This is a genomic window from Xanthomonas sp. AM6 (assembly GCF_025665335.1).
Lineage (GTDB): Bacteria > Pseudomonadota > Gammaproteobacteria > Xanthomonadales > Xanthomonadaceae > Xanthomonas_A.
In genome coordinates this window covers 644299-658731 of sequence record NZ_CP106869.1, presented here as the reverse complement: position 1 = coordinate 658731, position 14433 = coordinate 644299, and the positions used below count along the sequence as shown (strand labels likewise).

At 73.3% G+C, this 14433-nt stretch carries 13 protein-coding genes; 4 read left to right on the top strand and 9 right to left on the bottom strand.

Translation table 11 applies throughout. From position 1 onward, the window contains the following. The first annotated feature begins 58 nt into the window (after positions 1-58). The gene (locus OCJ37_RS02840; protein ID WP_263112202.1) at positions 59-973 is read left to right on the top strand and encodes a lauroyl acyltransferase; all 915 of its coding nucleotides are present in this window, start codon (positions 59-61) and stop codon (positions 971-973) included. A 153-nt stretch (positions 974-1126) separates the two neighbouring features. On the opposite strand, the gene OCJ37_RS02835 is transcribed toward OCJ37_RS02840, so the two are convergent. Next, positions 1127-1648 carry a GNAT family N-acetyltransferase gene (locus tag OCJ37_RS02835; protein WP_263112201.1) on the bottom strand — a complete coding sequence of 174 codons (522 nt, stop codon included), beginning with the start codon at positions 1646-1648 and terminating at the stop codon, positions 1127-1129. A gap of 259 nt (positions 1649-1907) precedes the next feature. On the opposite strand from OCJ37_RS02835, the gene ribA reads away from it, so the two are divergent. The 3 genes from ribA to OCJ37_RS02820 all read left to right on the top strand — a co-directional run bounded on the left by ribA (position 1908) and on the right by OCJ37_RS02820 (position 5298). After that, positions 1908-3032: a GTP cyclohydrolase II RibA gene (gene ribA, locus OCJ37_RS02830; RefSeq protein WP_263112200.1), complete on the top strand. Its 1125-nt coding sequence runs from the start codon at positions 1908-1910 to the stop codon at positions 3030-3032. 305 nt (positions 3033-3337) lie between these two features. Continuing rightward, on the top strand, positions 3338-3790 hold the full coding sequence (locus OCJ37_RS02825; protein WP_263113554.1) for a PH domain-containing protein: 453 nt from the start codon (positions 3338-3340) through the stop codon (positions 3788-3790). Beyond that, positions 3787-5298 (top strand): PH domain-containing protein, encoded by a 1512-nt coding sequence (locus tag OCJ37_RS02820; RefSeq protein ID WP_263112199.1) that lies wholly within the window; start codon positions 3787-3789, stop codon positions 5296-5298. Before OCJ37_RS02825 ends, OCJ37_RS02820 begins: the two co-directional genes overlap by 4 nt. Positions 5299-5379: 81 nt before the next feature. Here the strand turns inward: OCJ37_RS02820 and OCJ37_RS02815 are convergent, their stop codons facing one another. The 8 genes from OCJ37_RS02815 to def form a co-directional block, all read right to left on the bottom strand. Continuing rightward, complete coding sequence (locus tag OCJ37_RS02815; RefSeq protein ID WP_263112198.1) at positions 5380-6417, bottom strand: CDP-glycerol glycerophosphotransferase family protein; 1038 nt, start codon at positions 6415-6417, stop codon at positions 5380-5382. Continuing rightward, complete coding sequence (locus tag OCJ37_RS02810; protein WP_263112197.1) at positions 6417-7250, bottom strand: glycosyltransferase family 2 protein; 834 nt, start codon at positions 7248-7250, stop codon at positions 6417-6419. The genes OCJ37_RS02815 and OCJ37_RS02810 overlap by 1 nt, the downstream gene beginning before the upstream one ends. Positions 7251-7334: 84 nt before the next feature. After that, complete coding sequence (locus tag OCJ37_RS02805; protein ID WP_263112196.1) at positions 7335-8627, bottom strand: O-antigen ligase family protein; 1293 nt, start codon at positions 8625-8627, stop codon at positions 7335-7337. 53 nt (positions 8628-8680) lie between these two features. After that, positions 8681-9718: a glycosyltransferase gene (locus OCJ37_RS02800; protein WP_263112195.1), complete on the bottom strand. Its 1038-nt coding sequence runs from the start codon at positions 9716-9718 to the stop codon at positions 8681-8683. 58 nt (positions 9719-9776) lie between these two features. Further along, complete coding sequence (locus tag OCJ37_RS02795; protein ID WP_263112194.1) at positions 9777-11492, bottom strand: ArnT family glycosyltransferase; 1716 nt, start codon at positions 11490-11492, stop codon at positions 9777-9779. A gap of 25 nt (positions 11493-11517) precedes the next feature. Then, positions 11518-12849, bottom strand: a complete 1332-nt coding sequence (gene rsmB / locus OCJ37_RS02790) for a 16S rRNA (cytosine(967)-C(5))-methyltransferase RsmB (protein WP_263112193.1) — start codon at positions 12847-12849, stop codon at positions 11518-11520. A 17-nt stretch (positions 12850-12866) separates the two neighbouring features. Then, on the bottom strand, positions 12867-13790 hold the full coding sequence (fmt, locus tag OCJ37_RS02785) for a methionyl-tRNA formyltransferase (protein ID WP_263112192.1): 924 nt from the start codon (positions 13788-13790) through the stop codon (positions 12867-12869). Positions 13791-13904: 114 nt separating this feature from the next. Beyond that, the gene (gene def / locus OCJ37_RS02780; RefSeq protein ID WP_263112191.1) at positions 13905-14417 is read right to left on the bottom strand and encodes a peptide deformylase; all 513 of its coding nucleotides are present in this window, start codon (positions 14415-14417) and stop codon (positions 13905-13907) included. Between the last annotated feature and the right edge of the window lie 16 nt (positions 14418-14433).

Below are 14433 nucleotides of genomic sequence, written 5' to 3'. Positions count from 1 at the left end.
CGGGCGCTGGGCCGGCGCCCGCGTGGGGCGCGCTCGGCGCAGCGGATAAACTGGGGCGATGAAACCCACAACGCTCGCTACCGTGCTGTACCGCTGCGCCGCCGCCGTGGCACGCCTGCCCTGGCCGTGGCTGCGGCGCCTGGCCGACGGCCTGGCGTGGCTGTGGCTGCGCCAGGACGCGCGCGAGAGCCGGGTCACCCGCCGCAACCTGGAACTGGCCTACCCCGAGCTGCTGCCCAGCGAGCGCGTCGCGCTGCACCGCGACGTGCTGCGCTCCACCGCGCGGCAGGCGTTCGAGACCCTGGTGCTGTGGACCCGGCCGCCGGCGCAGAACCTGGCGCGGCTGCGCCAGCGCCACGGCCAGGAGCTGTACGACGCCGCGCTGGCCTCCGGGCGCGGGGTGATCGTGGCCGCGCCGCACTTCGGCAACTGGGAGCTGCTCAACCAGTGGCTGGCCTCGCGCGGGGACATCGCCATCGTCTACCGCGCGCCGGCCTCCGACGTCGGCGACGCCTTCCTGCAGAAGGTGCGCAGCGGCGACAACGTGCGCCAGGTGCGCGCCGAGGGCCCGGCGGTGCGGCAGCTGTTCAAGGTGCTCAAGGACGGCGGCGCGGTCGGCATCCTGCCCGACCAGCAGCCCAAGGCCGGCGACGGCGTGTTCGCGCCGTTCTTCGGCGTGCCGGCGCTGACCATGACCCTGGTCAACCGGCTGGCCGAGCGCACCGGCGCGATCGTGCTGTTCGCCTGGTGCGAGCGCGTCGGCAACGACCTGGAGTTCGCGCTACAGGTCCGGCCGGCGCCGGAGGCGATCGCCGACCCGGATCCGCTGCGCGCCGCCACTGCGCTGAACGAAGGCGTGGAGCGGGTGGCGCGCCGCGACCCGGCGCAATACCAGTGGACCTACAAGCGCTACACGCTGCGTCCGGACCCGGCCGAACCCAATCCCTACGCCACGGCCAGGCACCCGCACTAGCGCTCCACCGGCGGCAACCGCGTCGCGCGTGTGGCGGGGCCGAATTCACCGCCCGACGGCGGCACCGGCTCGTTTCGTGCCGCTGCTCCTGCCTGCTCGCCCACGACACGACATTGCGGCGACATGGCGAATGCCCGCCTTTCCCGGCACCGCTCAGTCGTCGTGCGGATCCGCCGGGCTGGCCAGAATGCGCTGGTAGAAGGCCAGGTCCAGCCAGCGCCCGAACTTGAAGCCGGCCTCGCGCACGGTGCCGGCATGCACGAAACCCAGTTGTTCGTGCAGCGCGATGCTGCCGGCGTTGCTGGCGTCGATGCCGCCCACCAGCACGTGCACGCCGCGCGCCTGCGCCGCCTCCACCAGCGCCAGCAGCAGGCGCCGCCCCAGGCCCTTGCCGCGGTGGTCGCGGTGCACGTAGACCGAATGCTCGACGCTGTACTTGAACGCCGGCCAGGCGCGGAAGGTGCCGTAGCTGGCGAAGCCGAGCAGGCTGCCGGCCGCGTCCTCGACCCCGATCACCGGGAAGCCGCCGGCGCGCTTGGCCGCGAACCAGCCGACCATGCTCTCCGACGGGCGCGGCCGGTAGTCGTACAGGGCGGTGGAGTGGACGATGGCCTCGTTGAAGATCTCCAGGATCGCGGCGGCGTGGCGCTGTTCTGTGCATTCGACGAGGTGCATGCGGGGGTCCCGAAACGATACCGGCGTAGTAGAAATGAAATGGCCGCGGTTGACCATGCCCGGCGCCGCACCGCGATCGGCGGGGCGGTCGCAGGGGTGCGAGCGCAGCGGCGCACAGTGCGTTCCAGCGCCCGGTGCTGGCGATGCGGCCAAACCACGCGACAATGGGCGGCCCGGCATCGCCCCGCGCGCCCGCGCGCCGACGAGGCCGGGCGCCGGCCTTGAAGCGGCGCGGCAGTTCCCCCATCTGGAGTCGTGCATGACCAGCCCCGCCCCCACCTCCGTGCATGCCTTCGGCGACCCGGCCGCGATCCGCAGCGAGCGCGCGGCCTCGGAGCTGCGTGCCGGCCGTCCGGTGGTCATCGAGGACCGCCACGGCCATGCGCGGGCGGTGCTGGCGCTGGACAGCAGCACCGCGCAGTCCTACCAGAGCTTCGCGCAGGCGGCGGCGCAGCGGCACTACCTGTTCCTGACCCCGCCGCGCGCGCAGGTGCTGGGCCTGGCCGCGCCGCAGGGCGCGCGCATCGCCCTCGCCGGCCAGTCCTACGACGCGCTGGCGGCGCTGGCCTACCTGCGCGACGGCCCGGTGCCGGCGCAGTGGCTGCCGGGCGATGCGCTGGACGCCGGCGCGGTGGAGATCGCGCGCCTGGGCCTGCTGCTGCCGGCGATGATCGCGGTGGACCTGGGCGCGGACACCAGCGCCTTCCAGGGCTGCCAGTCGCTGCAGCTGGACGACCTGGAGCACGGCTGCGCGATGAGCGCCGCCGGCAACTACGAACTGGTGACCCGCACCCGGGTGCCGCTGCGCGACCTGGGCGACAGCGAGTTCGCGGTGTTCCGCGGCGGCGTGGCGCAGCGCGACCAGGTCGCGATCCTGATCGGCCAGCCCGACCTGTCCGCGCCGGTGCCGGTGCGGGTGCACTCCTCCTGCCTCACCGGCGACCTGTTCGGCTCGCTGAAGTGCGACTGCGGCGACCAGCTGCGGCACGGCCTGGCCAAGCTCAAGGAGCTCGGCGGCGGCGTGCTGCTGTACCTGGACCAGGAAGGCCGCGGCACCGGCATCGCCACCAAGATGCGCGCCTACGGCTACCAGCACGACGGCCTGGACACCATCGACGCCGACGCGCAGCTGGGTTTCGGCGCCGACGAGCGCCGCTACGGCAGCGCGGTGGCGATGCTGCGCGGGCTCGGCATCCAGCGCGTGCGCCTGCTGACCAACAATCCGTCCAAGGCCGAGCGCCTGCGCGCGGCCGGGATCGAGGTGGTCGAACGCATCCCGGTCACCGGCACGATCACCGCCGAGAACGAAGGCTACCTGCGCACCAAGGCCAGCCGCGCCGGCCATGCGCTGGACGTGGACGCGCTGATCCGCGCCGTGCGCTGAGCCGCAGCTCCCGGCGATCCGCAGCGACGGGCAGCGCCCGAGCGGCGGCGAGGCGCGCCCAAGCAGGCCCGGCGCCGCGCCTGCGATGCGCCACCAGCGTGCCGGCACGGCGCCGCATGCCGATGGCAGCGCAGCCAGGCGCCGCTCGCGTTACGATCCGGGTCTGCCGGCGCGCACGCCATGCCGCCCCTCGCTTCGAGAAGCCCGCCGTGACCGTACCGCCGCTCCTGGATTCCTCCGCCGCCACGCTTGGCGCCGATGCGCCATCGGCCGCCGCGGGCCCGGCCGACGACGGCTGGCAGCCGCTGCCGGTGCGCGGCGCCTGGCTGGCCGCGCTCGGCGGCGGCAGCATGCTCGCCGTGTGCATCCTGATCGGCGCGGCCATCGCCGGCCTCGGCCTGCGCAGCGCGCAGGCGCTGCCGCTGGGCGCGGCGGCGGCCGCGCTGGGTGCGCTGGGCGGCGGCTGGGTGGCGTTCAAGCGCCACCGCCTGATCCGCTGGCGGCTCGATGCGCAGGGCCTGGCGCTGCGCCGCGGGCGCTGGTGGCAGAGCGAAGCGCGCATCCCGATCTCGCGCGTGCAGCACCTGGACCTGCGCCACGGTCCGCTGGAGCGCGCCGCGCGCCTGTCCACGCTGGTGGTGCACACCGCCGGCACCCGCCACAACGCGGTGGCGGTGCCGGGCCTGGACCAGGCCGATGCCGAGCGCCTGCGCGAGCGTCTGGCGCACCAGCTCGACCACGACGACGACGCGCTGTGAGCACCGCCGTGGACGCCGAGGACATCGCGGTCCGGCGCCTGCATCCGTGGTCGTGGCTGTTCGTGCTGCTGCAGCACCTCAAGCAGTTCCTGCTGCCGCTGCTGGTGCTGGCGGTGTTCGGCGGCCGCGACGGGCGCAACGACCACATCGACCAGCTGATGATGCTGGCCGCGGGCAGCGCGCTGATCGCCGTGTCGCTGCTGCGCTACCTCACCTACCACTACCGGATCGGCCGCGACAGCCTGAGCATCCGCAGCGGCTGGCTGCAACGCAGCCTGCGCGAGATCCCGTTCGCGCGCATCCACAACGTGGTGGTGCACCAGTCGCTGCTGCACCGCCTGTTCGGCGTGGCCGAGGTGCGCCTGGAATCGGCCGGCGGTGCCAAGCCGGAAGCGGAGATGCGGGTGCTGCGGCTGGACCAGGCGCTGGCCCTGGAGCGGCAGATCCGCCATCGCGTGCAGGCCGGCGCCGCGGCCGCCGATGCCGCGCCGGCCAGCGACGTGCTGCTGGCGCTGCCCACCTCCGAAGTGCTGCGCCAGGGCCTGATCTCCAACCGCGGCATGGTGGTGGTGGCGGCCGCGTTCGGCGCCACCTACCAGCTGTTCCCCGAACGCATGGTCTCCAATGCGATCGAGCACTACGGGCGGCAGCTGTTCGGCTACGCCAGCCACCTGCACCTGGGCTGGATGGCCGGCGCGGTGACCCTGGCGCTGATGCTGGCGACGCTGCTGCTGATCATGCGCGTGCTGTCGATGGCGCTGGCGCTGCTGCAGTACCACGGCTTCCGGCTCAGCGAGAGCGAGCGCCGGCTGACCGTGGAGCGCGGCCTGCTGGCGCGGCTGCGCACCAGCGTGGCGCGGCGCCGCATCCAGGCCTGGACCCTGCAGGAAGGCGTGCTGCACCGCCTGCTGCGGCGGCGCAGCCTGCACATCGACACCGCGGTGATGGAGGCGCATGGCGAGCACGGCCGCGCGCTGAAGGAACTGGCGCCGCTGGCGACCCCGGCCGCCTGCGATGCGCTGCTGCACCGGCTGCTGCCGCAGATCGCCTGGCCGCCGCCGCAATGGCAGGCGATCGCCACGCGCGGCTGGTGGCGGCTGTGCCTGCCGGCGGCGTGCCTGGTGCCGCTGGCCTGCGCCGGGCTGTGGCGGGCGTTCGGCGCCTGGGCCGCGCTGGCGCTGCTGTGGCTGCCGTGGTCGGCGTTCAAGGCCTGGCGCCAGGCGCAGCGCATGGGCTATGCGCTGGACGATCGCTACGTGGCGGTGCGCGGCGGCTGGTGGACGCGCTGGTGGCGGCTGGCCGAGATCGACAAGCTGCAGGCGCTGCAGCTGACCCGCTCGCCGCTGGACCGCTGCTGCGGCACCGCGACGCTGTGGCTGGACACCGCCGGCGCCGGCATCGGCAGCGGTGCGCCAGCGCTGCGGATTCGGCTGTTGCCCGAGGCCGAAGCGCAGGCGGTCTACCTGCAGCTCAGCCGGGCGCTGGCGCGGCGGCGGCTGCGCTGGTAGCGGCAACCGCCGCGCCGGCGAACTCGTGCGGGCGCGGCCAATGGCGTGCCGGCCGCAGCCGGCGCAGCGCAGCGACGGGCGTCAGCCGCGCGCGCCGCGGCCCCAGTAGCCGATGCGCCGGCGGATCTTCAGCTTGCGCCAGAAATTCCACGGCTTGGGCTTCGGATTGCGCGCGCCCTCGGCGACGAAGTCGTCGATCGCGCGCAGCACGCGCTCGCTCGACTGGCCGTCGCGGTAGGGATGCAGGCCGTCGGCGAAGTCGCGGATCGCCGCCATCAGTTCCGGCGGCCGCGCCAGCGCGCGGCGGATCGCCGGCTCGAACTGCGCCGGGTCGTCGATGTCGATCAGCTGCGGGCCCGGGCGCCGGTTCTTGAAGGTCACCACCGGCTTGTAGGTGAGCAGGAACTCGTTGAGCGCCGAAGAGGTGTCCGAGCACATCATGTCCACCTGCGGGAACAGCTCCAGGATGTTGTCGTTGTCGGCGAAGCGCAGGTACGCGTTCTCCAGCGCGCGGTAGCGCGCCACCACTTCCGGATCCATCTTCGGGTGGAAGGTCACGATCCAGCGCCACTCGCCCGTGCGCGACAGCCGCGCGACCTCGTCGTGGAGGATGCCGGCCGCGCTCCACGACGGCGAGAACGTGGAGTGGTACAGGATCACCGGCGGCTGCCGCACCGGCGCCAGTTCGCCGCCGATCTCGCGCATGAACGGGTCGATCTTCGGAAAGCCGGTTTCCTTCACCGCGAAGTGGCCCAGCTTGCGCGCCAGCGCGCCGAACGCGGCGGTGTCGCGCGGGCCGGTGGTGCAATACAGGTCGAAGAAGCCGCGCACGTAGATGTGCCGCGGCTTGCCGGCGTCGAAGCCGTGGAAGGTCTCGACCTTCACCCCTGGGAAGAAATGCGGCACCGCGTTGCTGGAGGTGATCACCGCGTACGGATTCCACGCCAGCACCTCCTCGACCGTGGCCAGGTGGCGCTCGTCGGCGTTCAGGTCGGCGGCGCCGGGGCCGTCGAAGAACCACGCCGCCTGGTCGCCGCGCGCACGGATCGCCGCCTGCAGCGGGCGCAGGATCGCCAGCGCGTAACGCTCCGATCCGTACAGCAGATAGTGCTTGCTCATCAGTGCTCCAGGTCGTGCCGTTGCAGTTGCGCCCGCGCCTGCTCCACCGAGGCCGGGTTGTACTGCATCTCGTAGTAGCGCATGCGCTTGTACAGCGCGTAGCTGGCCGCGGTCTGCGCCACCACGAAACCGCGCCAGCCATCGAGCACCGCCAAGCGCAGCAGGTAGTCCTTCAGGAAGGCGCCGACGAACACGAACGGGCTCTGCCACATTCTCACCGGCTTGCGCTTGTCGCGCCAGCCGAGCGCCTTCAGTTCGGCGTAGCGCAGCACCTTCAGTTGCTTGTGCACCAGGGTCGGGTTGTGCAGGTGGTTGAACGGCGGCGCGAACTCGGCGCTGGCGCCGTCGAAGCGCAGCGACTCGTGCACCCGCGCATCGCTCCAGCGCGCGCGGCCGCGGTGGTACAGCCGCGCCAGGCGCTCGCCGACCATCGGCCGGTACCAGCGCATCGGCGCGCCCATGTACCAGGTGCTGCGGCGCAGCCACACCGCGTCCAGCCGGTCCTCGGCCAGCAGCTGCGGCAACCGCGCCAGGCATTCGGCGCGCAGCGCGTCGGACAGGAACTCGTCCGCGTCCAGCACCAGGATCCAGTCGTGCGCGGCCTGGGTGGAAGCGAAGTTGCGCTGCGCGCCGAAACCCAGCCAGGCCTGCTCGACCACGCGCGCGCCATGCGCGCGCGCGATCGCCACGGTGTCGTCGCTGCTGCCGCAGTCCACCACCAGCTTGTCGGCGGCGAATGGCACGCTGTCCAGGCAGCGCGCGATGTTGGCGGCCTCGTTGTAGGTCATCACCACCAGGCTGAGCGGCAGGGTGGTCGCGGCGGCGTCGGCCATGGCGCTCGGTATCCGGAAAGAGCGGTGCAAGCGGCGGTCGCGGCGCGGACGGCGCCGCGCCGGCGGCGATGCGGGACCGGCAGTCTACCGGCTTCCGGCGGCGCCTTCAGCGGCGCCGCCGCGGCCGCGCGGCGCCTGCGCATCGCAGGCCGCCAGGCCGATCAGCACGCCGACCAGGGACACGTAGAAACCGGTGGTGACCTGGTGCGCGAACATCGACTGGGTCATGCCGCACAGGACGTACGCCGCCACCACCAGGATCCCGGTCGCGGCCGGGCCATGGAACTCGGGCCGCGGCCGGCACCGGTACAGGCGCACCAGCAGCCACAACGGCACGCCGTAGACCAGCACGATCAGCAGCGTGCCGGGCAGGCCCTGGGTCGCGCTCCATTCGGCCAGGTCGTTGTGCGCGTGGCCCAGGTGGCAACGCTCCACCCAGGTTTTGAGGCGGCAATCGGGCAGGCGCAGCATCGCCTTGTCGAAGCGGCCCACGCCGACCCCGACCAGCGGATGCTCGACGAAGGTCGCCGCCGCCACCTGCAGGCGCTCGATGCGCGCGCCGGCTGAGGAATCGCTGTCGCCGCGCTCGTAGCGCAGCACGTCGTGATGCAGTTCGGCCAGGCGGGTCTGCCGGGTCAGCGCCGGCACGCTCAGCACCAGGGTCGCCGCCAGCGCGGTGAGCACGCCCAGGATCACCAGCCGCGCCCCGCCGCTGCGCCAACGCACGCACAGCGCGGTGGCCACCAGCAGCAACAGCATGCCCAGCCACACGCCGCGGCTGCCGCTGAGCAGGATGGTCGCGCAGCCGGCGGCGATCGCCGCGACCGTCCACGGCCAGCGCCCGTGCGGCCGGCAGAACACCGCCACCACCATCAGCATCAGCACCACGTCGGCGAACACGATCGCGTTGGTCCAGCCTTCGGCGCGCGGCGCGCCGTGCAGCACCTGCACGATCGCCAGCGCCAGCGTGGCGAAGATGCCCAGCAGCGCGCCCCACCACAGCAGCTGCCGCGGCGGACGCAGCGCGTAGACCCACAGCGCGGCCCAGGGCAGCACCAGGAACCGGGTGCGGTTGTCGATGTCCTTCAGCGGCTGGCCGAAGTACAGCAGCGACGCCACCGACAGCCCGATCACCAGCAGCGCCAGCACGCCCAGCCAGCGCAGCGAGGGCTGCAGCCCGGCGGCCGCGCGGCGCAGGCGCCCCAGCGCCAGCACGCTGGTCGCCAGCAACAGCAGGCCGAACGGCAGCAGCCCGCCCGGCATGCTGACCACCAGCGCCGGCAGGCACAGCATGCCCAGCGCCGCCGCCCGTTCGACCAACCTGTGGCGATGGGACGCGACCAGCGGCGCGGCGCGAGGCGGGGCGTGTTCGGTCATGGGGGAGAGAACGGAGGGAAAGGCGGTGGGGCGCGATGATCCAAGCGCGACCCCTAACCCGACCTGACCTGCACGCGGCCGCCGCCGGCCGGCGCAGGCGCGGCCGGCGGCGGCGCGTCGCCGAGCAGATCGGCCACCGCCGCCTGCAGGCACTCGCCGAACTCGCGCTGGCGCGATTCGAAGAAACCGCGCGCCGCGGTGCCCAGCGCATCGCACTGCATCGGCGCCAGCGCCAGCGCCTGCGCCATGGCCCGTTCGATGCCGGCCGCATCGATCTGGTAGCGCACGCCGAAGTTGTCCGCGCGCTCGCCGATCGGCGCGATCAGGATGCCGCGCTCGGCGCTGACCAGTTCGTTCATCGGCGCGCCGTCGGTGGTGATCACCACTGCGCCGACGCTCAGCGCTTCCATGATGTAGTGGCCGAAGCCCTCGACCTCGGACGGGCACAGGTGGAAGCGGTGCGCGTTCTGCAGGCGGCGCAGCTCGCGCTGCTCCAGGTAGCCGGTCAGGTAGTCGATGTTCTCGGCCTCGATCGGGCGCGACTTCTTGGCGCTCTGCACCACGGTCAGCCGCGGCCATTCCGGATGCCGTGCCCAGGTCTGCAGCAGCACCGCGGTGCCCTTGGCCGAACTGCGCCCGGCCACGTGCAGGCAGGCGCGCTCGCGCGGCACCTCCGGGCGGTAGCAGTCGTCGCTGCAGAACCCGATGAACGCGGTCGCCGGGCCCAGCGTGGCGAAGCGCTGTTCGGCCTGCCAGGTCTTGCACAGCACCCGCTCGAAGCGCGGCAGCCAGCGCAGCCACTTGCTGCGGAACCACTCCGGATTGGGCACCAGCGCGTTGCGCCGGCCGGCGCCCAGGCAGCGCGGATAGACCCGCTCCAGGAAGATCTGCAGGTCGGCGCGGCCGCGCAGCAGGCTGCGCAGGGCCAGGCGCAGTTCGCGCAGGTGGTTGGCCAGGCGCACCGTGCCGAAGCCGAGCACTTCCACCCGGTAGCGGCCGCTGTTGCGCAGCGTCTCGGCGACCACCTGCAGGTCGCGGCTCAGGCCGCCGCCGTTGTCGCGGCTGATGACCCGGATCAGGCGCATCGGCATGCCGGGCCTCCCGCCTGCGCGGCAGCAGCGTTGCGCAGCGCGCGGGCGCGGCTGCGGCTCACTCGAAACGGTCCTTGTCCTGCTCGCGCAGGCGGTCGCGGTCGCCGCTGGTGACCACGCACTGGCCGTGCACGGCGCTGGCCGGCACCAGCCACCAGTTGCGGCGGTTGGACACGCCGGCCAGGGTGCTGGCGCGGCGATCGATGCAGCCGAGCATCGCCGCCTCCTGCACCAGCAGCCAGCGGCGCTGCGGCGCCTGCGCCTGCCAGGCCACGCCGCGGCGCAGCTGCTGGTCCCACGGCACCACGAAGCCGAACGTGGTCGCGGCGCGGTCGGCCATCAACAGGTTCTGCTCCTTCCACGCCACCAGGCCCAGTTCCGCGTCCGGGCCGATGCGGCGGCCGGCCGCCTCCATCACCCCGCGCGCGGAGCTGGAGAAGTTGATCAACGGATACACCAGCAGCCCGACCAGCACCCACAGCATGCTCAGCGTGGACACCATCGCCAGGTGCGGACGCCGCCGCGCGAACACCGCCAGGCTGGCCACGCCCCACAGCCCGATCGCCAGCAGGATCCAGCCCAGCGCCTGCACGGTCGCCAGGTCGACGCCGCGCTCCTCCATCATCCGCGCGCGGAAGCCGTGCCCGGCCAGGACCGCCGCGCCGACGCCGAGCACGGCCACGGTCAGCGCCACGGTGAACGCCAGCAGCAGGCGCCTGACCCCGGTCCTGCGCAGCAGCCCGGGGATCAGCGGCGCCATCGCCAGGCACAGCATCGGCAGCGCCGGCAGGATGTAGACGTCGCGCTTGCCGGTGGGAATCGAGAAGAACAGCACGATCAATGCCCACCAGGCCAGCGGCAGCAGGTAGCGCGGATCGCGCCGGCGCAGCCGCCGCGCCCAGGCCGGGACCGCCCACGGCAAGGCCAGCAGCAGCGGCAGCCACATGCTCGGCATCACCCCGAAGAAGTAGAACGGCCCGTGCGGATGGTCCCAGGACCTGGCGTAGCGCCCAGCGGTCTGCCGGAACAGGATGTCGTCGAGGTAGGCGCGGTATTCGGGCTCGTGCGCCGACAGCGCGGTGGCCACCATCGGCACCAGCCAGAGCGACACCGCGCCCAGGAACGCCAGCGGCCCCAGCCAGAAGCGCGGGTTGCGCACGCCGACCTTGACCCCGCGCCACTGCGCCAGCGACGCCACTGCGGCCGGCAGCAGCATCAGCAAGGCCAGCGCGCCCACGCCCTTGGTGATCGTGCCCAGGCCGGCGGCGAACCAGCCCAGCGTCCACATCCGCCAGTCGGGGCCGCGCAACACGTGGCGCAGCAGGCCGTAGTTGGCCAGGGTGATGTAGAACACCACCAGCGGATCGATCTGCGCCTTCTTCGCCTGGTAGGTGAAGTGGAACGCGAACAGCAGCGCATACGCCGCGTACATGCCGACCCGGCGCGTCCACAGGCGCCGGCCCAGGTCGTAGACGCAGGCCAGCGTGCCCAGCGCGGCCAGCAGCGACGGCAGCAGGAACGCCACCCGCCAGTTGCCGAACAGGGTGTAGAACGAGGCCTGCAGCCACATCAGCATCGGCGGCTTGTCCGAGTACAGCTCGGTGCCGCGGTGCGGGAACAGCCAGTTGCCGCTGTCCACCATCTGCTTGGCGACCAGCGCGAAACGCGGCTCGTCGGCCGGGTGCGGATCGCGCAGGCCGAGCCCGGCGCCGAGCACCAGCAGCGCGAGCAGGGCCAGCAACCAGAATTCTCGGGACGCGCGGGTCTTCAGCATGGGACGGGATGATACCGGGGCCGCTTCACGCCGTCTTGCGCAGCCGCGCATAGAAGAAACCGTCGCGGTCCTGCTCGCCGGGCAGGCGCTGGCGGCCGCCGCCGGACGCATGGCCGCAGGCGGCGCCGGGATCCTCGGCCGCGGCATCTGCGGTGCGCGCCAGGAACGCCTGCAGCTGGCGTTCGTTCTCGTCCTTGAGCAGCGAGCAGGTCGCATAGACCAGCACCCCGCCCGGCCGCAGCACCCGCCAGCCGGCGTCCAGCAGCCGCGCCTGCACGGCCTGCAGCGCGATCACGTCCTCGCGTCGCCGGTGCAGCAGCACGTCGGGCTGGCGGCGCACGATGCCGGTGGCCGAACACGGCGCGTCGAGCAGCACCGCGTCGAACGGCACGCCATCCCACCAGGCCTCGGGCTGCGCCGCGTCGGCCACCTGCAGCTGCGCCTGCGCGCCGGCGCCGGTGCGGGCGAAGGTCTCGCGCACCCGTGCCAGGCGCCGCGCGTCCACGTCCAGCGCGGTCAGGCGCAGGCTCGGGTCGCGCTCGAGCAGGTGCGCGGACTTGCCGCCGGGCGCGGCGCAGGCGTCCAGCACGCGGGCGCCCGCTGCCGGCGCCAGCACGTCGGCGACCTGTTGCGCCGCGCCGTCCTGCACCGACACCCAGCCGTCGGCGAAACCGGGCAAGGCGCTCATCGCCAGCGACGCGTCCAGGCGGATCGCATCGGCCAGGTCCGGCACCGCCTGCGCGGCGATGCCGGCCTCGGCCAGCTGCTGCAGATAGGCGTCGCGCGTGCCGCGTTGGCGGTTCACCCGCAGCCACAGCGGCGCCGCCTGCTGGCTGCCGGCGAAGATCGCCTCGGCGTGCTGCGGCCAGTCGGCGTGCAGCGCGTCGCGCAGCCACAGCGGCCAGCCGGCGTCGGCGGCCACGGCCGGCAGCCCGTCGCGCAGCGCGCGGCGCAGCAAGGCGTTGACCATGCCGGCCTGGCGCGGCCGCTCCAGCGCGCGCGCCGCCTCCACCGTCGCCGACAGCGCCGCATGCGGCGCCAGGCCGAGCACGTCGAGCTGGGCGAAACCGGCCATCAACAGCGTGCGCAGCTCGGCGTCGCGCTGCGGCAGCTGCTTCTGCAGCCACAGCCGCAGCGCCGCCTCGTAGGCCGGGCGCCGGCGCAGCACGGCGAAGCAGATCGCCTCGACCAGGGCGCGGTCGCGCGGATCGGGCAACGCCGGCAGCGCCGCGGCCAGTTCGGCCTTCAGCGACCGGCCGCGGTCGATCACCGCGGCCAGCACCCGGGCGGCGGCGACGCGCGGCGCGACGCCGGGCGGCAGGGCGGCGGCTGGCGGCGCGTCGGGGGCCTGGGTCATGCGCCGGCCGTGCCGGTTCAGGCCAGGACCGGCAGATCGCGCCGGGCGTTGAGGTAGTCGGCGGCGGTGATCGCCTTGCCGCCTTCGCGCTGCAGCACGCGCAGGCGCAGCGCGCCCTGGCCGCAGGCGATGTCGATGCCCTGCCTGGACGCGGCCAGCACCGTGCCCGGCGGCTGCGCATGCGCCAGGTCCAGGGCGATCGCGCCATGCACGCGCACGCGCTCGCCGGCCAGCACCGCCTCGGTGACCGGCCAGGGATTGAACGCGCGCACCCGCAGCGCCAGCTGCGCCGCCGGCTGCTGCCAGTCCAGCCGCGCCTGCGCCTTGTCCAGCTTGTGCGCATAGGTGACGCCGGCCTCCGGCTGCGGCTGCGGCACCGGGCGGATGCCGGCGCGCAGCAGGCCCAGGCCGTCGGCCAGCACCTGCGCGCCGAGCGCGGCCAGCCGGTCGTGCAGCTGCCCGCCGGTCTCGCTGTCGCCGATCGGGGTGCGCTGCGACATCAGCACCGGGCCGGTGTCCAGGCCCGCTTCCATCTGCATCAGGCACACCCCGGTCTCGCTGTCGCCGGCCTCGATCGCGCGCTGGATCGGCGCGGCGCCGCGCCAGCGCGGCAGCAGCGAGGCGTGCACGTTCCAGCAGCCATGGGTCGGGATCGCCAGCACCGCCTTGGGCAGGATCAGGCCGTAGGCCACCACCACCATCAGGTCCGGCTGCAGCGCGCGCAGGGTCTGCAGCGCCTCGGGCGAGCGCAGCGTCTCCGGCTGCAGCACCGGAATGCCGCGCGCCACCGCCTCCAGCTTCACCGGCGACGGGGTCAGCCCGCGGCCGCGGCCGGCGGGACGGTCCGGCTGCGTATAGACCGCGACCACTTCATGGCGCTGCGCGGCCGCGCGCAACGACGGCACGGCGAAGTCCGGCGTACCGGCGAAGACGATTTTCATTGGGCGGGGATTCGGGATCGGGGGATTGGGGATTGGCAACGGCGGGCTCGGAGACCGGAAGGGAATCCGGCTCGCGCTTGCGAATCCCCAATCCCGAATCCCGAATCCCGGCCTTCACGCCACGTGCTTGCGCGCCTTGGCCAGCTTCTTGCGCACCATCTCGCGCTTGAGCGGGGACAGGTAGTCGACGAACAGCTTGCCGTCCAGGTGGTCCATCTCGTGCTGCACGCACACCGCCAGCAGGCCGTCGGCGGACAGTTCCTGCGGCTGGCCCTGGCGGTCCAGGTAGCGCACGACGATGGCGTCGGCGCGGGTCACGTCGGCATAGATGCCGGGCACCGACAGGCAGCCTTCCTGGTACACCTGCTCGCCGTCGCGCTGCACGATCTGCGGGTTGACGAACACCTGCGGGGCGTTCTTCTCCTCGCTGACATCGATGACCATGAAGCGCTGGTGCACGTCCACTTGGCTGGCGGCCAGGCCGATGCCGGGGGCCTCGTACATGGTCTCGAACATGTCGTCGAGCAGGCGCTGGAACGCCGGCGTGGTCACGTCGGCAGGATCGACCGGCACCGCCTTGGTGCGCAGGCGGGGGTCGGGGAATTCGAGGATGGGAAGCAGGGCCATAGCGGTACCCAGAATG